This is a genomic window from Paenibacillus glycanilyticus NBRC 16618 (assembly GCF_004000805.1).
Lineage (GTDB): Bacteria > Bacillota > Bacilli > Paenibacillales > Paenibacillaceae > Pristimantibacillus > Pristimantibacillus glycanilyticus.
Genome location: NZ_BILY01000015.1, coordinates 43,366 through 63,630, shown reverse-complemented (window position 1 = coordinate 63,630; position 20,265 = coordinate 43,366). Strand labels below are relative to the sequence as shown.

The 20,265-nt window shown below is 51.7% G+C and carries 17 protein-coding genes; 13 read left to right on the top strand and 4 right to left on the bottom strand.

From position 1 onward, the window contains the following. Positions 1-26: 26 nt before the first annotated feature. A complete protein-coding gene (gene argC / locus PGL01S_RS14095) occupies positions 27-980 on the bottom strand; it encodes an N-acetyl-gamma-glutamyl-phosphate reductase (RefSeq protein ID WP_127495249.1) in 954 nt (317 codons plus the stop codon). 169 nt (positions 981-1,149) lie between these two features. Between argC and PGL01S_RS14090 the strand changes: the two genes are divergently transcribed. The 3 genes from PGL01S_RS14090 (at position 1,150) to PGL01S_RS14080 (ending at position 3,425) form a co-directional block, all read left to right on the top strand. Beyond that, the gene (locus PGL01S_RS14090) at positions 1,150-1,887 is read left to right on the top strand and encodes a DUF4184 family protein (RefSeq protein ID WP_127495248.1); all 738 of its coding nucleotides are present in this window, start codon (positions 1,150-1,152) and stop codon (positions 1,885-1,887) included. 61 nt (positions 1,888-1,948) lie between these two features. Next, entirely contained in the window at positions 1,949-2,596 is a 648-nt protein-coding gene (locus PGL01S_RS14085; protein ID WP_127495247.1) for an SGNH/GDSL hydrolase family protein, read from the top strand. A gap of 127 nt (positions 2,597-2,723) precedes the next feature. Then, on the top strand, positions 2,724-3,425 hold the full coding sequence (locus tag PGL01S_RS14080) for a type 1 glutamine amidotransferase (protein WP_127495246.1): 702 nt from the start codon (positions 2,724-2,726) through the stop codon (positions 3,423-3,425). Positions 3,426-3,467: 42 nt separating this feature from the next. Here PGL01S_RS14080 and PGL01S_RS14075 read toward each other — a convergent pair whose 3' ends face one another. After that, positions 3,468-3,812 (bottom strand): P-II family nitrogen regulator, encoded by a 345-nt coding sequence (locus tag PGL01S_RS14075; protein WP_127495245.1) that lies wholly within the window; start codon positions 3,810-3,812, stop codon positions 3,468-3,470. A 2-nt stretch (positions 3,813-3,814) separates the two neighbouring features. Further along, positions 3,815-5,230, bottom strand: coding sequence for an ammonium transporter (locus PGL01S_RS14070; RefSeq protein WP_127495244.1), 1,416 nt, complete (start codon positions 5,228-5,230; stop codon positions 3,815-3,817). 224 nt (positions 5,231-5,454) lie between these two features. Here PGL01S_RS14070 and PGL01S_RS14065 point away from each other — a divergent pair, with 224 nt between their 5' ends. The 3 genes from PGL01S_RS14065 to PGL01S_RS14055 all read left to right on the top strand — a co-directional run bounded on the left by PGL01S_RS14065 (position 5,455) and on the right by PGL01S_RS14055 (position 8,691). Then, positions 5,455-7,398, top strand: a complete 1,944-nt coding sequence (locus PGL01S_RS14065; protein ID WP_127495243.1) for a primary-amine oxidase — start codon at positions 5,455-5,457, stop codon at positions 7,396-7,398. A gap of 29 nt (positions 7,399-7,427) precedes the next feature. Continuing rightward, complete coding sequence (locus tag PGL01S_RS14060) at positions 7,428-7,781, top strand: hypothetical protein (RefSeq protein ID WP_127495242.1); 354 nt, start codon at positions 7,428-7,430, stop codon at positions 7,779-7,781. A 136-nt stretch (positions 7,782-7,917) separates the two neighbouring features. Further along, on the top strand, positions 7,918-8,691 hold the full coding sequence (locus tag PGL01S_RS14055) for an IclR family transcriptional regulator (RefSeq protein WP_127495241.1): 774 nt from the start codon (positions 7,918-7,920) through the stop codon (positions 8,689-8,691). A gap of 51 nt (positions 8,692-8,742) precedes the next feature. On the opposite strand, the gene PGL01S_RS14050 is transcribed toward PGL01S_RS14055, so the two are convergent. Continuing rightward, positions 8,743-9,672: a helix-turn-helix domain-containing protein gene (locus PGL01S_RS14050; RefSeq protein WP_127495240.1), complete on the bottom strand. Its 930-nt coding sequence runs from the start codon at positions 9,670-9,672 to the stop codon at positions 8,743-8,745. Between the two features lie 123 nt (positions 9,673-9,795). Between PGL01S_RS14050 and PGL01S_RS14045 the strand changes: the two genes are divergently transcribed. The 7 genes from PGL01S_RS14045 (at position 9,796) to PGL01S_RS14015 (ending at position 20,184) form a co-directional block, all read left to right on the top strand. Then, entirely contained in the window at positions 9,796-10,683 is an 888-nt protein-coding gene (locus PGL01S_RS14045) for a sugar phosphate isomerase/epimerase family protein (RefSeq protein WP_127495239.1), read from the top strand. Between the two features lie 13 nt (positions 10,684-10,696). Beyond that, the gene (locus tag PGL01S_RS14040) at positions 10,697-11,749 is read left to right on the top strand and encodes a Gfo/Idh/MocA family protein (protein WP_127495238.1); all 1,053 of its coding nucleotides are present in this window, start codon (positions 10,697-10,699) and stop codon (positions 11,747-11,749) included. 151 nt (positions 11,750-11,900) lie between these two features. Then, positions 11,901-13,970, top strand: coding sequence for a bifunctional aldolase/short-chain dehydrogenase (locus PGL01S_RS14035; RefSeq protein WP_127495237.1), 2,070 nt, complete (start codon positions 11,901-11,903; stop codon positions 13,968-13,970). 20 nt (positions 13,971-13,990) lie between these two features. Further along, entirely contained in the window at positions 13,991-15,250 is a 1,260-nt protein-coding gene (gene rhaA, locus PGL01S_RS14030) for an L-rhamnose isomerase (RefSeq protein WP_127495236.1), read from the top strand. 12 nt (positions 15,251-15,262) lie between these two features. After that, positions 15,263-16,735, top strand: a complete 1,473-nt coding sequence (locus PGL01S_RS14025; protein WP_127495235.1) for a rhamnulokinase — start codon at positions 15,263-15,265, stop codon at positions 16,733-16,735. A gap of 132 nt (positions 16,736-16,867) precedes the next feature. Further along, positions 16,868-18,628, top strand: a complete 1,761-nt coding sequence (locus PGL01S_RS14020; protein ID WP_127495234.1) for a cache domain-containing sensor histidine kinase — start codon at positions 16,868-16,870, stop codon at positions 18,626-18,628. Then, positions 18,625-20,184, top strand: coding sequence for a response regulator transcription factor (locus tag PGL01S_RS14015; protein ID WP_127495233.1), 1,560 nt, complete (start codon positions 18,625-18,627; stop codon positions 20,182-20,184). Before PGL01S_RS14020 ends, PGL01S_RS14015 begins: the two co-directional genes overlap by 4 nt. Positions 20,185-20,265: the final 81 nt, after the last annotated feature.

Sequence of the window (20,265 nt, the reverse complement as noted above, 5' to 3'; positions counted from 1 at the left end):
CCCATGGGTAGCCGGCTCTTGTTTTATTAGAGGATCAGACCGGACGCTTCGTCAAATCCCAGCATCAAATTCATATTTTGAATCGCAGCACCCGAAGCTCCTTTGCCTAAATTATCGTATCTTGAAACAATCGTAATATGATCTTCCTGTCCGAAAACAAAGATTTCCAACCGGTTCGTGTTCTTGCATTCATCAATAAGGAAATGACCGTCCTCCAGATAAGCTTCCGAATCGTAAGGCATAACCTGGACAAATCGCTCTGCCTCGTAATACGCGGCCAATATTTCGCGCACCGTTTTTGCGGATGCCTGTTTAGCCATGCTTCTTCCCGTTAACGGAACGGTCATTGCCAGCCCTTGGGGATAATTGGCTTTAATAGGCGTAAACACCGGGGGATATTCAAGTCCTGAGAACATGACCATTTCGGGTAAATGCTTATGTTTATGCAGCAAGGAATAAGGCCTCGGAACATGGAGTTTATCGATGGAAGCCGGGTCTGCATTCTCGTATTCTTCAATGCCGCTTTTTCCGGCCCCCGTATAACCCGAGATCGAAAAACAGGAAGCAGGATAGTCCTTCTGCAAGAGACCGGATTCTATTAAAGGTCTAACGGAGAGGATAAAGCCGGTGGCATGGCAGCCTGGCACGGAGATTCTCGATGACGCTTGTATCCGTTCCCGCTGGTGTTTTAATTCCGGCAGCCCGTATACCCAGCTACTGTCCGTTCTGAATAATGAACTTGCGTTGATTAATTTCGTCTTGTCATTTTTGACAAGCGAGACAGACTCTTTGGCAGCCGAATCGGGAAGACAGAGGAAACCGAGATCCGCTTCATTAAGTAATTTTCCCCTTTCCTTGGGATCCTTTCTTTTCGCGGGATCAATCTTCAGAACTTCGATCGATGAAAAACGGGACAAATAATCAAGCAGCTTGAGGCCGGTTGTCCCTTCTTGACCATCCACAAATACGGTGTGCTTCATCCTTCTTTGCAACCTCCATCCAAGAATATTAATGCAATATTATGAATAAATATACACCCATCTATTATAGATGACCAGTCTTTTTCAAATTTTTGAAAATCCTGTAACCTTTTTCTGTTCCGTTCGTCTATAACCTTTAGAAATAAAGTATAGATTGGAGCTCGAAGGGATGCCTTATACGCTAGCTCATCCGATATTTGCTTATCCGCTAAAAAAGATAAACCGAAAGCTTTTGAGCGTTACGGGGCTGGTGCTGGGCAGCATGGGGCCGGATATGGAGTATTTCGTGCGGCTGGAGCCTTATCAGTCTATCGGGCATACGGCTGCGGGCTTATTCCTGCAGGTTATCCCGCTTAGCCTTGTGCTTGGCCTTTTGTTTCATTATGTGGTCAAAGCCTCGCTTGCCCTGCATCTTCCTTCGTTATTTGATCTAGATAAACGTGCCTATCATTTGATCGGCAGCTGGGATAGGAGAGGCTTCAAGGCTTGGTTCGTCTATTTGATTTCCGTGATCATCGGGTTCTATACGCATATTCTGGTAGACGGGTTTACGCACGAGAGAGGTTACTTTGTTCATCACGTGGCTGTTTTGAATCGGATTGTCTTTCTGAATCTGCCTTTATTTAAAATGCTGCAGTACAGCTTTTCTCTGCTGGGACTGTTGGTCATAACGCTAACGGTCCTTATTAAGCTGTATAAAAGCAATCCGAGGAATGAGGATATTGTTACCGTGCCTTCCTATCAGAAATGGATGTATTGGATGGTTGTGTTCCTATGGGCGGTGCTGCTCACGGGGTTGAAATTAAATGCCAGCGGTCTGCCGGCTATCAGTATTTTGGCTGTTGCGCCTGTTTCGGGAGTCTGCGTTGGCCTCGTTGCCGCTTCCATGATTTACAGAAGAACGTAGTCTTCTATAAAATGGGAGAGGAAGCGTTTGCTTTATTTCATACGCAAAGGGGAAGTTTAGAATGGGGAAAGTGATTTTGTTTCAAGGGGATTCCATCACGGATTGCGGACGTTCTCGGGATGGGTATGCGGGCCAGCTGCTTGGGCAAGGGTATGCGTATCATATTGCCGGCCGGCTGGGCAGCGAGCAAGCGGAGGCCGGGCATCAATTCATTAACCGGGGGATTAGCGGGAACCGGGTATCCGACCTGTACGCGCGCTGGAATGAAGATGCGATTGCGCTTAAGCCGGATCTCCTTAGTATCTTGATCGGGGTTAACGATACATGGCGCATCATGGACAAGCTGCCTAGCGGCGCGACGGACCGTTTCGAGCGGGCTTACCGCGTTCTGCTGGAGGAGACGAAGGAAGTATTGCCGGAGACCGGGCTTGTTCTTTGCGAACCGTTTGTTCTGCGGACAGGCGTAACTGCCAAGGAATGGAGCGGCTGGCGCGAGAGGGTAGAGCGGCAGAGCGAGGTTGTGAAGCAATTAGCGGAAGAGTATCAGGCGGTATTTGTGCCCTTCCAGCAGGCTTTTGATCAAGCGGCGGAAAAAGCTGAGCCTGATTATTGGCTGTTTGACGGCGTACATCCAACGGCGGCCGGCCATTATTTGATGGCATCCGAGTGGCTGAAGGCCGTGCAGAACAGCCCGCTTGCCATTACTTAATCCTATTTTAACCGAATGAATTCCTGTCGTTTCCCACTATGTGAGAAAATCGAGTCGAGTCTTCCCGAATTCAGCTCTACAATAAGACTATAGACAACAGACACGTTTCACACGGGAGGGAATTGGGATGAACATACTGGCGTTTCGGCATTTCGACTTTGACGATATAAGCACTTTCTCGGATTGGGCGCAGTGGGGCGGACATCAGCTTACGGTTGTTAACCCGGCAGTGGAATTGGATAAGAAATGGCTGGACACAACGGAGCTGCTGCTTATTCTTGGCGGGCCAATGAGCGTCTATCAAGAAGATAAGTTCCCTTGGCTTGCGGATGAGAAAAGGTTTGTCAAATCGGCGATGGACCGCGGAATTAAAATATTGGGAATCTGTCTGGGCGCACAGATGCTTGCGGAGATTCTTGGCGCAAAAGTATATCGGCATACGCTTAAGGAGATTGGCTGGCACCGCATTGAGCGCAGCGGTGAAGAGCATCCTTGGCTGAAGGAAATGCCGGCTGAATTCCACTCGTTCCAATGGCATGGCGATACGTTTGACCTGCCTGAAGGCGCAACCCTGCTCGCAACCTCGGAGGCTTGCGGACATCAAGCCTTCTCGTATGGAGAAGATGTGTTAGCCCTGCAGTTCCATCTCGAGACTACGCCTGCCTGTATGGAGCAAATGGTAACGCGTTGGGCAAGCGAGCTGGTTGATTCGCCCTATATCCAATCCCCTGAAGAGATTCGCCGCAATATGCACCGCGTTGCCGCTTCCTTCCATATTTTGCACCAAGTGCTGGATCAGGCGGCTCTATCGCCTATCAAGGCTTCCTAATAGAGAACCCTCCCGACTTCGTAAACGGGAGGGTTCTTCCGTTTATTGGCCCAGCGCAGCCCGGCCATGCTCGCCGGTTCGAATCCGGATCGCGTCGGCAATGTCCGTAACGAAAATTTTGCCATCGCCAATGGCGCCTGTTCTTGCCGCTTCGATAACGGCCTCCACCGCTTCTTCATAGAGGTCGTCGCTAACGACGGTTTCGATTTTGTTTTTTAATATGAAATCCGTCTGATACTCCACTCCGCGGTATAAGGTCCGGGTTCCTTTCTGAATGCCTTGGCCGCGGACGTCGCTGATGGTCATGCCGCTGATTCCGATGGTGTGAAGGGCGGCTGTCACGCTGCTTAATTTCTCGGGACGAATAATAACGGTCAGCAGCTTCATGGTTACACTCCTTTCATCTCGGGACTCGCGGTAAGCACGGTGCCGGCAGGCTGATACTCCGTTTGCGGCCTTGCGGGAATGCCGCTGTTCATCGCTTCAAAGGTGTTATAGGCATTCTCCCCGTGCAGACTGAGGTCAAGCCCGGTTAATTCCTGCTCTTCCGACACCCGAAGGGTTGTGAATAAAGAGATTGCCTTCAAGATGACGAAGGTGCCAACGGCCGCAAGTCCAATCGCGACAAGCACGTCTACGCATTGGATAAGGACCTGCTTGGCATTGCCGTGAATAAGTCCGTCTGCTCCGGCAGGGTTAACCTTGGTGCTGGCGAATATGCCTGTTGCAATAGCTCCCCAGATCCCGCCAATCCCGTGAATGCCGAATACATCAAGGGAATCATCGTATTGCAGCTTGGCTTTGACGACATGAAGACCCCAGTAGCAAATGACGCTTGCAAGAGCGCCGATTGGAATTGCCGAGAGCACCGACACGAAACCCGCTGCCGGCGTAATAGCTACTAGTCCGGCAATGACGCCGGTTACGCCGCCAACCATTGTTGCTTTTCCTCGCAATCTCCATTCCATAACCATCCATAGCACGCCGCCTGCCGCTGCAGCAACCTGCGTCGTCACAACGGCAAGGCTTGCTAACCCGCCTGAAGCTAAGGCGCTGCCTGCATTAAAGCCGAACCATCCGAACCAGAGACACATCGCTCCAATCATAAAGAAAATAAGATTGTGGGGCGGTAAAGTCCGGTTGGGGAAGGATCGTCTTTTGCCTACGACCAGAGCGGCGACCAGCGCGCTTACGCCGGATAAGATATGAACGACGGTTCCGCCGGCGAAGTCGAGCCCGCCAAGCTTCGAGAGCCAGCCGCCTCCCCATGCCCAGAACGCCATCGGGGCATAGACGAAGGTAACCCACAGAACGGCAAATATGACCCATACGTTAAACTTGATCCGCTCGGCCACGCCGCCGGAGATTAAGGCGGTAGTTATGGCCGCGAACATTCCCTGATACATGGCAAAGATCAGATGAGGAATCGTCAGGCCATCCTTGGCATCCATGCCGACATGCTGGAAGCCTATAAATTCAAACCCTCCAAATACGCCGGAAACTCCGGGGCCAAACGCGAAGCTATAGCCCCATAGCACCCAGACAAGCGTAACGATCACAAAGGCGCTCAAGCTATGCATGACGGTAGACAAGATATTCCGCTGGCCAACGAGACCTCCATAGAATAAAGCGAGTCCGGGCATGAACATAAACATGACGAGTACGGTTGCGACGATAATCCACGTCGTATCCCCGGTATCTACGACAGCGGTTTCTCCTTCCGCGAAGGCGGTTAAAGGTAACGCGGTGAAGAGCAGAGTCACCCATGAAGCGATTGATAAGTACTTTTTCCAGGATTTCAGCATGTAAGTCCCTCCTATATTTATATGTTATCTTTCATGACGTAATTATGACCCGCTATCCGAATAGAGAGAACGGGAGTATCCCGATATGTGAGAAAATCGAAAAATTCGGACAAATCAAATTCTGATTTTCTCGATATTCGGGAAACAGAGGTTTGACAGCAATAAAAGACGGGATATTATTGTCACATAAGTTAACATTAATCAAGCGAAGAGAGGCGATTGACATGACACCACTTACTTTATCGTTAGCGAATCACCCGCTGGAGCCGCTTAGCCGGGAAGAAACAAGCGCCGCCGTACGCATTCTGAAAGAGCAGCGTCAATTAACCGAATCCGACCGGTTTGTGCATGTTGCGTTGAAAGAGCCCAAGAAGGAGATTGTCATGGAATATGACGGCTCCACACCGTTTGAGAGAGAAGCCTTTATTATTATTCTGAACAAGAAAGAGAATGCGACCTATGAAGCAGTCGTTTCTCTTACCGGACAAAAGGTGGTCTCTTGGGTGCATGTTCCGGGCGTACAGCCAACCATCATGCTGGATGAGCAGGCGGAATGCGAGATTGCCGTCCGCAAGAGTCCGCTGTTTATTGAAGCGCTGGAGCGGCTCGACATCCATGCGCCGGAGCTCGTAATGGTCGATTTGTGGTCGCCGGGCAATTGGGGGACGGAAGAGGATGCGACCCGACGGTTAGCCAGACCCTTGTGCTTCCTCCGCAGCGATGAGAAGGATAACGGTTACGCCCGCCCATTGCCGATTGTTCCAATTATAGATTTGAATACGATGGAAGTGCTTCGGGTTGAAGAATATGAATATACGAAAATTCCCGACAAGGAGTTCAACTATACGCCCGACCGGGTAGGGCCGCTGCGCGGCGGGATCAAGCCGGTCGAAATTACGCAGCCGGAAGGTCCAAGCTTTACGATTAACGGGCATGAGGTAGAGTGGCAGAATTGGAAGTTCCGAATCGGCTTTAACGCCCGCGAAGGTCTAACGCTGCATACCTTGTCCTATCATGATCAAGGACGCGACCGTCCGGTGCTGTACCGCGGCTCCTTGTCGGAGATGGTTGTTCCTTATGGCGATCCGGGCCCCATTCAGAACCGGAAGAACGCGTTCGACAGCGGGGAATACGGTATTGGCCAATTGGCGAACAGCCTGGAGCTTGGCTGCGACTGCGTGGGCTATATTAAATATTTCGACGGCGTCATGACGGACAGCAAAGGGGATTTATACGTCATCAAAAACGCCATCTGCATGCATGAGGAAGACTTCGGCATTCTGTGGAAGCATACGGATTGGCGGACAAACGATGTCGAAGTTAGGCGTTCCCGCCGGTTAGTCATCTCCTCTATTTCGACGGTAGCCAACTATGAATACGGATTTTTCTGGTATCTCTATCAGGACGGCAATATTCAATTCGAGGTGAAGCTGACGGGGATCCTGTCCACGGCCGGACTTCATCCGAGAGAAACGCCGAAATACGGCAATTTGGTGGGACCGGATCTCTATGCGCCCAATCATCAGCATTTCTTCAACGTTCGTCTCGATATGCAGATTGACGGCAACGAGAACTCGGTCTATGAGGTCAATGTCGTACCGGAGGAGCCGGGCGAGAACAATCCGAGAGAGAACGCTTTTTACGCCAAATCGACACTGCTGGAGACGGAGCTTCAGGCGAAGCGCGATATTAAGCTGGAGACGGCGAGGTATTGGAAGTTTGTTAACGATAACGTGAAAAATGAGCTTGGCCAATCCGTCGGCTTCAAAATCGTGACGGGGGAGAATTGCTTCCCGTTTGCATCGGATAGTTCCAGTCTGATCAAGCGCGCCGGATTTATTAAGCACCATCTGTGGGTTACCCCTTACGACGAGGATGAGATGTATGCTTCCGGCAAATATCCGAACCAGCATCTGGGCGGAGACGGGTTGTCCGCTTGGGCGGAGAAGGACCGAAATATTAAAAATACCGACGTTGTCGTATGGTACACGATGGGGCATACCCATGTGCCCCGTCCGGAGGATTGGCCGGTCATGCCTGCCGCGTATATCGGCTTTATGCTGAAGCCGGTCAGCTTCTTTAATCAAAGCCCGGCCATTAATCTGCCTCCGCAGGCGAAGAAAAAATATTGCGGCAGCACGGTGAAGGCGGACGGTTGCCAGAGCTAAGTTAGGCATAGAAAGGAGAGGCATGTCTAATGATGAAACTGCGGCATCTGAGCGTAGAGTCGAAATACTCAGTACTGTCGATGGTATCCGTGTCCGGCGTGCTTATTTTGCATCTTGTTCATTGGCTGACAATGCCTCTTATTATGGGGACGGTCAGTGAAATGCATCATCACCATCAGGAAACGGGTAACAATAGTTCCTTTCTGATGAGTACCGTAATGATGGTCTTATTCCTTATCAATCTGGCAAGCATGTATTTTGCCGTCCGGCAGCTGATCGCCGCCGTTATGAAGAAGGACAGTCATACGGGGCATTCGATTGTATGCACAACGATCTCTCTAGCCGTTTTGTGTGTAGGGATGTATACCTTATTATCCTTTTGAAGCTTCGGGAGAGCTGATGCGTGTCAGGATGCATCAGCTTTTTCCCCGTGAAAGAATGAATTGCCAAATGATAAACGTCCATTCTACAATAAGATGGAATAGGGATGTTCGAAAATATGACATGGAGGCGAAGCTCATGTCCGTGATCTCGAAGGCGATACATATACTGGATTATCTAGTGCCGCAGGGGAGCGAGAAGGAAGTCAGCGTGACGGAGATCAGCCGCGAACTCGATATGCCGGTGCAGAGCGTACATCGCATTCTCGCTTCCTTGTCGGAGCATGGCTTTGTCTCCCAGAACAGCAAGACGAAGAAATACAAGCTGGGCTTGTCGATTATGAAATACGGATTTTTGATGTGGGACAGCTTGCGGTTCCGCTCCATTGCCAGACCGTTTATGGAAGAGCTGTCGAAGAAGACGAAGGAAACGGTCTACCTGGCTACCCGCGAGAACACCGAAGGCGTGTATATCGACAATATCGATTCTCCGCAGCTGCTCAAAATTTCCGAGCCGATCGGGCTGAGGCTGCCGCTTGTCATCGGGGCTTCCAATCGGGTTATTCTGGCGTACATGACTTCCTCAGCGAGGGAATCCATTTTGAATCAGATTGATTGGGAAGGCTTGCCATCTCTGCGGCTTTTAACAAGAGAATATATTGCCAATGATCTGGAGCAGATCCGCAAGCGCGGGTATGCGATCACCTCCGGCGAAGCGACGGAAGGGACAACGGGCATCGGCGCGCCCATCTTCTCTTACGAAAATACGGTGATCGGTTCGCTGAATTGCGCAGGCCCAACCTTGCGTTTTACAGCGGAGAATATCGAGAAGTACAGCTATTACGTGAAAAAATATGCGGATCTGATCTCTCAGGAGTTAGGGTACCGGCATTTGTACCGGATCAACGAGTAATTAAGAATCAATGAATAATTAAGAATGAGCGATTATTCAATAAAAATCCCCTTAGGCGATTGGCTCGCTTAAGGGGATTTTGTTTGCGTCGGCCAGCTGTTTTCTGAGCTGGGAAGGGGCAACGCCTTTGTACTTTCTGTACATCTTCGTAAAGTAATTGGAGTTGTCGCAGCCGACACGGCCCGCAATCTCGGTAATGGAGAGATCGCCGGCGAGCAGCAGCCGCTCCGCTTCATTCACCCGGCATACGTTGACGTAATCGATAAAAGTCCGGCCGGTCAGCTTTTTGAACATTTTGCAGAAATGATGGACGTTCAGGTTCATCCGCCTTGCCGCATCGGCTACCGTCTGCTTGTCCGCAAAGCTGGCTTCAATATATTCGATTAATGCTTTGAACTGTTCGCGGTTATGCACGTATTGATTGGTCGCTTGCTCCGGAAGCTGCTGAGGCAGAAATTTGCGGGACAGCAGAGTAAGCAGCATATGAAGCTGCGATTTTACCATCAATTGATAGGCGGGCTGCTTCTCTATAAACTCCGTGTTGGCCTGCTCCAGCAAGTAATAATAATCCGCGCAGGACGGGTCGAGCCGGGTTGGCTTGACCGGCAGCTGTACGCGGCCCTCCAAATAGGGCAGGACATATTTCGTATGAAGAGAATCCTGCATCCAATTCTGGAAGAGAGAGCTGTTATAGACGATAGCGAGGTAAGAGATTTCTCCATCGCATAGACTGTAGCCGACATGAAGCGCTCCGGCCGGCACGAATAAAACATCCCCCGGAAGAGCCTCGTAAGATTCGCTGTCGATATGAAAGACGGCGCTGCCTTGCTGCATGACGATAATTTCGAAATGCTCATGCCAATGCAAATAGAGAATCAGCTCGCCCGGCTTCTTCTGAAGAGCGCGGTTCGAAAAAATTTGAACCGGGTGCATTTTCTCGTCTATTCGAGTATTCTCGCGCAGTTCCTTCGGATAGCTCATGATAGATTCAACTCCACAATATTGGACTAGTAAAACACAAGAATGGTCGAGAATCGTCCGTTTTCCCGCGCTATACTGAGGTTGCATTCAAAATTAATCCACCTACATAGGAGTGGTAATGATATGACGAATATACTTCGGATCGGAACATTGGTTGGCGGAGGCGACGCGGTGCGCGTGATTCCTCAGATTGCTCCTCACGGCTTCGAATCTTACAGCTTGACGTTCTGGCAGACAACGGGCGACACGAATCTGGTTGAGACGGCGAAGCGGGTTCGCGAGCTGTCCGATGAATACGGTTTCATTATATCGACGGTTGGCATCTTTGGCAATCCGTTGACCGGCGCGGGAAATAACGCGGATACCCTTGCAAGCTGGGAAAGACTGATCGATCATGCGCATTTGTTCGGGACGGACATCGTATCCGGGTTTACCGGACGTTTGACCGGCGAATCGATTGAAAGCTCTATCCCGCGGTATGCGGAAGTATTCGGAGAGCTGGGCAAGCGGGCTGCGGATAAGGGAGTGCGAATTGCGTTCGAGAATTGCGATATGGGCGGCACCTGGGAAGCCGGCGATTGGAACATTGCGCATAACCCGACGGCTTGGGAAATGATGTTTAACGCGATTCCGTCCGACAATATCGGTCTGCAGTGGGAGCCATGCCATCAGATGGTCTCGCTGATCGATCCGATTCCGCAGCTCCGCAAATGGGTGGACAAAGTGTTCCACGTCCATGGCAAGGACGCAACCATCGCTTGGGATATCGTGAAGGAATACGGCATTCATGGGCCAAAGCCATTCGTGTGGCACCGGACGCCTGGCTTTGGCGATACGAACTGGACGGATGTTATCACCATTCTCAGACAAGCCGGCTATCAAGGGACAATCGATATCGAAGGCTGGCATGATCCGGTCTACCGCGACGAGCTGGAGATGACGGGACAAGTTCATGCCTTGAACTATTTGAAGCAATGCCGCGGCGGACAGTTTGTGCCGAATCCGAAATAAGGGGTGCATGGGAATGAGCGCAACATATAAAGTTGTAGTAGCAGGCTGCGGGGGGATGTCGAACATCTGGATCGATACGGCCATCGAGCGCAAGGATACGGAGATTGTCGCTTTAGTCGATATCAAGCAGGAGTTTGCCGAGAAAATGAGGGAAAAGAAGGGGCTAAGCTGCCCAACTTTCACCGATCTTGCCGAGGCTATCCAGCAGACCGGCGCTAATCTTGTCTTTGACGTAACGATCCCCGCGAGCCATCACCGGATTGCAAGTACGGCGATGCAGCTTGGCTGCAATATTTTTGGGGAGAAGCCGCTTGCGGAAACCGCGGAGGAATGCAAGGATCTGATCCGGATCGCGGAGGAGACGGGGAAATCGCATGCCGTCATGCAAAACCGGCGGTTTGATCCCCGTATTCGCGCGCTGCGTCATTTGCTGGACTCGGGTACGATTGGCAAGCCGGGTTTTGTGAACGCGGATTTCTTCCTGGGGCCGCATTTCGGCGGATTCCGGGAAACGATGGCAAGTCCGCTTCTGCTCGATATGGCGATCCACACATTCGATCAGGCGCGCCTAATACTGGGGGCAGATCCGGTGTCCGTTTATTGCCACGAATTTAACCCGCCGGGCTCTTGGTACGAAGGGGCGGCCGCGGCAGTCTGCATCTTCGAAATGTCTGACGGGTCGGTGTTCAATTACCGCGGTTCCTGGTGTGCGGAAGGGGCAAACACGTCGTGGGAAGCAGACTGGAGAATCACGGGCGAGAAGGGGACGGCGATCTGGAACGGGCATGATGCCCCCTTTGCGGAAGTGATTGCGCCGGAACCTCAGGAAGGGAAGTTCATTAAATCGTTTGAACGGGTAGAGGCGGATTCCGTGGTATACAATGCCCATTCGGAAAGAACCGGGCATCCGGGCTGCCTCGACGAGATGTTCCTCTCGCTTGAGGAGAACCGCAGGGCGGAAACCGACAGCCGGGATAACCAATACAGCATGGCTATGGTTAATGCGGCGCTGGAAAGCGCGCGGACCGGGCAAAAAGTAACGATTGCGGATTTTATTCGGAGGTAGCCGATTGGCAGGAGCGGGGAGCGGGAGCTTTCCCGCTCTTTTTGTTTTTGATTATATTTGTTTATGCCCGAAATATTTTTGTTTTCAAATATAAACAAACATGTTACTATCGAAACATAAAGATAAAACAACGTATTCGGAGGTAAACAAAATGGTACAAAGCTTATGGCAATCATCTAAAGCATCTGAATTCACAAACGGACTCGATCAATTGGTTTATCGCTCTAACCTGATCGGAGCAGACCGCCGCGTGTGCAACATCTTTGGCGGCAACACTTCCACGAAAACGACGGTTAAAGATTTCCGCGGCCGCGATATTGAAGTGATGTACGTGAAGGGCAGCGGTTCGGACCTTGGTTCGATGAAAGCGGCGAACTTCACCGGTCTTCGCATGGAAGATATCCGTCCTTTGTTCGAACGCGATGCCATGACGGACGAAGAAATGGTTGCTTACCTGGGCAACTGCATGATCGACGCGAAGCATCCGCGCGCTTCGATCGAGACTTTGCTGCATGCCTTCCTGCCATTCAAGCACGTAGACCATACGCATCCGGATGCGATTATCAGCCTGTGCTGCGCGGATAACGGCCGCCATCTAGCGGAAGAGATTTTCGGCAACCGCTTCGTATGGGTGCCATACGTGCGTCCCGGCTTTACTCTCTCGAAGATGATCGCGGAAGGCGTATTGGCTAATCCTAACGCCGAGCTTGTTCTGATGGAGAAGCATGGCCTTGTAACTTGGGGCGAAACGTCCGAAGAATGCTATGCGCAGACGATCAAGATTATTAATGAAGCAGAAGCTTTCATCGAAGATCGCGTCAATGAAGCCAAATTATTCGGCGGCGTGAAACATGAAGCCCTTCCGGCCGAGGTTCGCCGTCAAATCGTATCGCAGGTGATGCCTACGATCCGCGGTGCCGTATCCGACGCGAAGAAAATGATCCTGTCGTTCGACGACCAAGACGATGTGCTTTCTTTCGTTGGCGGCGCGGACGCTCCGCAGCTGTCGCAGGTTGGCGCCGCTTGCCCGGACCATCTCGTTCATACGAAGGTTGTTCCGCTCTTTATCGATTGGACGCCTAACGCGGAGGATATTGACGGCCTGAAGTCGAAATTGATTGAAGGCGTTGCCGCTTATAAAGAGCAATACAAAGCTTATTTCGAGGAAAACAAAAACGAAGGCGACGTGATGTTCGAAGCGGCTCCGCGCGTCATCCTCATTCCGGGTCTTGGCATGATCAACACGGGCAAGAGCTGGGCGCTGTCGCAAGTAAGCGGCGCTTTGTACCATCGCGCGATTTCCGTTATGCGCGGCGCTACGGCGCTTGGCAGCTTCGTATCGCTGAGCGCGAACGAATCGTATAACGTAGAGTACTGGCCGCTTGAGCTTTACAAGCTGTCGCTGGCTCCGGCTGAAGCCGAATTTTCCCGCAAGGTTGCCTTCATTACCGGCGGTGCCGGCGGTATCGGCAGCGAGACGGCACGCCGCCTCGTATCGGAAGGCGCGCATGTCGTGCTGGCCGACCTGAATCTGGAGGGCGCACAGAAGGTTGCGCAAGAAATCAACGACAAATACGGCGAGAACCGCGCTTACGCCGTGAAAATGGACGTTACGGACGAGCAAGCGGTGCAGGCTGCTTATGCGGAAGTAGCTCTCGTCTACGGCGGCGTGGATATTATCGTCAACAACGCAGGCCTCGCAACATCCAGCCCGTTTGACGAAACCTCTCTCAAAGAATGGAATTTGAATATTAACGTGCTTGGCACCGGCTATTTCCTTGTTGCCCGTGAAGCGTTCAAGCTGATGAAACAGCAGGGCATTGGCGGCAACATGGTATTTATCGGCTCCAAGAACTCGATCTTCGCAGGCAAGAGCGTTACGGCTTACAGCTCGGCAAAAGCGCTGGAGGCTCATCTGGCACGCTGCATCGCGGCGGAAGGCGGCGAATTCGGCATTCGCGTCAATACGATTCTGCCGGACGCGATTCTGCAGGGCTCCGCGATCTGGAACGGCGCATGGCGCAACGAGCGTGCCGCGGCTTACGGCATCGAGCCGGATCAATTGGAAGAGCACTACCGCAAACGGACTACGCTGCTCGTCAATATTTATCCAAGAGATATTGCGGAAGGCATCGCCTTCTTCGCATCTTCGAAATCGGACAAAACAACCGGCTGCATGCTGACGATTGACGGCGGTGTACCGGCTGCATTCACACGCTAAGAAGGAGGGCGCCTCTACAGATGGATCAACATGTAAAGCAAGCTTACGAAGCGGCGAAAGCATTGTATGCCCAGCATGGAATCGATACGGACGAAGTACTGCGCAAGCTGGAGACGGTCAAGGTCTCCATGCATTGCTGGCAAGGCGATGACGTAAAAGGCTTCCTGAACGCGGACCAGGAATTGACCGGCGGCATTTCGGTTACGGGCCAATATCCGGGCGCGGCAAGAACGCCGGAGGAGCTACGCTCCGATCTGGAGAAAGCCTTCTCCCTCATTCCGGGCAAGCATAAAGTAAACCTTCATGCGATCTATACCGATACGAGCGAAAAGGTTGAACTGGATCAGCTTGAGCCGCGTCATTACGAAAACTGGGTAATCTGGGCGAAGGAGCAGGGGCTTGGACTCGACTTCAACCCAACCTGCTTCTCGCATGAGAAATCGAGCGACGGCTTTACGCTTAGCCATCCGGATCCGGAGATCCGCCAATTCTGGATTGACCACTGCAAGGCTTCCCGCCGCATTGGCGCTTACTTTGGCGAGCAGCTGGGTCAGACCTGCGTGACCAACGTCTGGGTTCCCGACGGCTTCAAGGATAATCCGGTTGACCGCATGACACCGCGCAAGCGTCTGAAGGCTTCGCTCGATGAAGTGTTTGCCGAGCCGCTTGATCCGAATTACAACCTGGACGCGGTGGAGAGCAAGCTGTTTGGGCTTGGCTCGGAAGCGTACGTGGTTGGCTCCCACGAATTTTATATGGGCTACGGTTTGCAGAATAACAAGCTGATCTGTCTGGATGCGGGCCATTTCCATCCGACGGAAGTCATTTCGAATAAATTGTCTTCCCTTGCTCTATTCACAAGCGGCATTCTGCTTCATGTCAGCCGCCCGATGAGATGGGATAGTGACCATGTCGTCATCATGGACGATGAGCTGCTTGAGATCGGCAGAGAGCTGGTTCGCCATGATCTGCTGGGCACAACCCATATCGGCCTTGATTTCTTCGATGCCAGCATTAACCGGGTAGCCGCTTGGGTTGTCGGAACGCGCAACACAATCAAGGCATTGCTCCGCGCGATGCTCGAGCCGGTGGAAACACTGAAGAAAATCGAGCTGGAAGGCGATTATACGACCCGCCTTGCGCTCACCGAAGAATTCAAGTCGTATCCGTTTGGCGCGATATGGGATTACTATTGCGCTACGAAGGGTGTTCCGGTCCGCGAGCAGTGGATCAGCGAAGTGAAAGAATACGAACAAAACGTATTGCTGAAGCGCGGTTAGGAGGGCGACCGGTTGTCGGACATATTGGCGTTTGACCTCGGAGCAAGCAGCGGAAGAGCGATCCTGGGCAGTCTGAAGGATGGCAAGATCGTAACCGAAGAGCTCCACCGCTTTCCTAACGATCCGGTGCAGACGGGCGACCGTCTGCACTGGGATATCCTGCGGCTGTATCACGAGATCAAGCAAGGCTTGCTTAAGGCCAAGCATAAGGGGATACAGCCGCTTAGCATCGGCATTGATTCCTGGGCGGTAGATTACGGACTTATCGCAGCTGACGGAAGTCTGCTTGGCAATCCGCTTCATTATCGGGACCGCTCAAGCGCCGGAATGATGGAGAGACTTCAGGAGGAATTAACTCCTGCGGAAATATTCAACCGGACGGGCATTCAGTTTCTGCCGTTTAATACGATTTACCAGCTCTATGCGGCCAAGCTGAATCAATCACCGCAGCTTGCTGCGGCGAAGCGTTTCCTGATGATCCCGGATTTGCTTCGGTATTTCCTGACCGGCGAAATGCACAACGAGTTTTCCAACGCAACGACCACTCAGCTGTACAACCCGCTTAAGCAAGAATGGGATGAGGAGCTGCTGCAGCATCTTGGTCTCTCGCAGTCCTTGTTCGGGCAAGTGCTTCAGCCTGGCTCGCCCGCCGGGAATCTGCAGCCATCCGTTCAGGAGGAGCTTGGCCTTGGACCGATTGCCGTTCATGCCGTAGCTGAGCATGACACGGCATCGGCGGTGGTCGCCGTACCGGCGCTTGAACGTTCCTTCGCTTACTTAAGCTGCGGAACCTGGTCGCTGCTCGGAACGGAGATCCTGGAGCCGATTATGACGGCGGAGGCGGGACAGCTTAATTTTACGAATGAGGGCGGCTATGGCGGCACTTACCGTCTGCTGAAGAACATTATGGGCTTGTGGATTCTGCAGGAAAGCCGGAGAGAGTGGGAGCGTTCCGGACAGGATTACAGCTTCTCCGAGCTTGTGAAGCTTGCCGGAGAAGCACCTGCGTTTACGGCTTTTATCGACCCGGATGATCCCTTATTTATGGCTCCGGGCGACATGCCGGCGAGAGTCAAGGAATATTGCCGGAAGACGAATCAGCCGGTTCCGGAGGATGCTGGCACGCTCGTCCGCTGCATTCTGGAAAGCCTCGCCTTCAAATATCGTTATGTGCTTGAATTGACGGAACGGTTGTCCGGCAAGCAGTTTAACGGTCTTCATATGGTCGGCGGCGGCATTCATAATACGCTGCTTTGCCAGTGGACGGCGAATGCGATCGGCAAGCCGGTATGGGCGGGACCCGCGGAAGGCAGCGCGATCGGGAACCTGGCGGTTCAATGGATTGCAAGAGGCGAGTTCGCGGATATTTGGGAAGCACGGCGTGTTATCAGGGATTCTTTCCCGGTTACGATTTACGGCCCTCAACAAGGGGAGGCATGGTATGATGGATACGGACGATTCCTGGAGATTACAGCGCTCCGGTAAAAGTCTATCCGCCAGTGACCTTGCGTAAGAGGATGTATTTACGGGCAGCGGTACTGCGGGGATGATCTCGCTGTATTTGCTGCCTTTTTTTCATAATCAATACTTACGCATGAAGACTGGAGGGAAAACAACTTGAGGCAGGGGTTACTAGCTTTCTATTATAATTTGCGGATCAAATATAAAATAATTGTCATGCTTGCTTTTATGATGGCGGTTATCGGCATTGCGACCTTTGCGGTCATGAAGTATGCCTTTCACGCTTACGACAAGGAAATCTACAAGCAATCCGCCAGTGCTCTCAACAGCGCTTCGCTAGGCGTCGAGAAGGAGCTCCGCAATATGGAGAAGATTTCCTTCAAGATTGCGACGGACAGCTACATTCAGGATTATTTGAGCGAGATTAAGGCAGGCGGCTCCGAGTACAGCAACTATCTGACCGCGGTAAATATACGCCAGCGGCTATTGACCTTCACCAGCAACGAGAAATATATACTGTCGTTTCATGTGATGGATGTTTTTAGGAAGCAATATGGAAACGGTTACAAGATGATTAATTTGTCAACCGAACGCAACGCGCAAGTCGTAAATGAGACCAACAAAACAAATGGCGGCGTCCAGTTTGTCTTCCCGGATTACGGCGATAACGCTCTTATTGCGGGCAGGGAAATCCGCAGGGTGGACGGGCTGGAGCTGGATCATCTGGGCAATATGGCGGTCAGGATCGACATCGACCGGCTCTATAGCGATCTTGTAACCTCGGCGGATAATTCCAAAGCGTATTTTGCCATCCTGCAAAAGGGCGGCCACCTGGTCTATCCGCATGACCAGCCTGACGGAATGGATCTGACTTCCTTGCAGCTAACCGGACAGCAGGGCTTCAAGATTGTATCGTTGTCGGGCAAAAACTATTTCATCACCTATTATTCCTCCGGCTATCTGGATTGGGTGTACGTTAACGTGATGCCTTACGATCAGATCTTCCATACGACGGAATCGGCGAAAAATACCGTTATTATCGTCTACATTCTACTCTCGGTTCTCATTCTGGGAGCTGCGCTCAGCTTCTCGCGTTCCATAACGGGGCCAATAGAACGGCTGAATCAGAGAATGAAGCGGATTCAGCTCGGGCATTTCGAATTTGCGGAAGAACCGGAGGAGCGCAATCTAGCGAAGGATGAAGCCGGCCAGCTGCAGCGAAATTTCCGGATGATGGTGGGACGGATCGACGAGCTGATCAACGAAAATTATGTCAAGCAGCTGACCATCAAGGATACGGAATTCAAAGCGCTGCAGGCGCAGATTAATCCGCATTTTTTGTACAACACGCTGGAATCCATTAACTGGTCGGCCAAAATCGCCGGACATAAGCAGATCTCTATTATGGTTGAATCCCTGGGTTATCTGCTCCGCAGCACGATCAGCCACAAGCAGCCAACCGTGATGCTTGAGGATGAAATGAGGCTGGTCAGCCATTATATCGCGATCCAGCATATCCGATTCGAAGAGCGCCTTGTATTCGAAAACCGGATCCCTGACCGTCTCTTAAATGTGTATGTGCCAAAGCTCAGCCTGCAGCCGCTTGTGGAGAACGCAATCCATTACGGGCTGGAGCAAATGATCGAAGCTTGCGTAATTACGATTACGGCAGAAGAATATGAAGGCGGCATTGCAATAACCGTAGCGGATAACGGCCCGGGGCTTGCACCGGATGTCATCGATCAGCTTAGAAGCGGGGAAATTCAGCCAAGAGGAACGGGAATCGGCCTGCGCAACATAGAGGACCGCATCAAGATGCTGTTCGGAGAAGCTTACGGCATTCGGGTAGAGAGCGTTCCGCAGCAAGACACACGGATTACCTTGTATCTGCCAATCGAAATGGGGGAGAGAACATGAAGTATAAAGTGCTGTTGATTGACGATGAACGGATTATTCTGGAAGGTATTGCTTCTCTGATGGACTGGGATAAATACGGAACGCAGCTTGCCGGTACGGCGCGCAACGGCTTGGAAGCCCTTCAATTTATCGAGGCTCAGCAGCCCGATATCATTATTAGCGATATCCGCATGCCGGGCATGGACGGTCTCAGTCTGGTGAAACGGGTAAAGGAGGCTTATCCGCATACAGCGTGCATCATGCTGAGCGGCTTTGGCGATTTCGAATATGCCCGTCAAGCCATGCAGTACGGGGTTAAGCATTATTTGCTGAAGCCTTGCAACGAGAATACGATCGCCGAAGCGATTGTGTCGGTCGTAGAACAGCTTGATCAGGAACGGCGTACCGATGCTTTCCTTCAGCGGATGCAAGAGGAGCTGAAGAAGGTACTCCCAAGCGCGAAGGAGCAGTTTCTGAAAGAATACGTAACGAACAAGCGTTACGGGCGCCGCGAATGGGACGAATACGGCAGGCTGTTCGGCATTCAGCTCGAGAATCTGGAAGCCAGGCTGCTGCTATGCCAGCTTGAGGGTCCGTTTGAGTTCGATCATCTCTTTGCGCTTAAAAATATCGCCGAAGATATTATCGGCAAGCCTACCATTCTGCTCAGCACCACGATAGGCAGCCAGCTGCTTATCCTGATCCGGGATCAGTATCCCGAAAGCGAGCTTCTCGCCATTTTGGCGGAAGTCAAGCGGACCTTCACCGGGTATTTCAAGATGGATACAACGATAGCGATCAGCGACGCCGGCGAACTGGCGGAAGCCCGCAAGATGTACATGGATACGCGAAGCTGTCTGAATCATCGCTTCTATCTGGGCGGGGGAAGCCTTATCACGGTCCGGGATATCCAGCAGCAGGATGAGCAAGAGGAACAGGTCTTTTTGTATGACGATACCCAGCTCTGCATGGCGGCCAAATCGGGCAACTGGGAAGAGGTGAACAAGGAGCTGGAGGAGGCATTCCGGATTCTGGCGGGGCTTAGGCTGGATAACTCCACGGCCAAATCGTACGTGATTCCCTTGTATGTAGCGTTAATCCGTCAGGCGGAACCCAAGCGGATGAACGAATATTTGCAGCTGCTGGCCAAGCTTGAGTCTCTCAATACCTTGCAGGCGCTGCAAAGCTTTGTAGAGAATGCGGCCAAACAAATCTGCCAGGAGAACTACGAGATTCAATCCTGCCGGCATTCCGGCATCATTCAGAAGATGATGAATATCGTCAGCGAGCATATGAGCAATCCGGCCCTTTCCCTGCAATGGGCGGCAAGCGAGATTTTGTACATGAATGCGGATTATTTAGGCAAGCTGTTCAAGAAAGAGACGGGGGATAAATTCTCGAACTATGTCATGAAAACGCGAATGGACAAAGCGCTGGAGCTGATCGAGGCAAGCAGCGACGTTAAAGTATTTGAACTGGCGGAGCAGCTGGGCTTTGGCGATAATCCCCATTATTTCAGCCAGGTCTTTAAGAAATATACCGGGAAATCACCATCGGATTTCAAGAAAACATCCTAAACAAGATGTCTGTTTTTTGATGAAAAATCACTGGTTATTCGATTCCGGGCTCTCCTTTTTAACTGTACTATAGGAAATGTA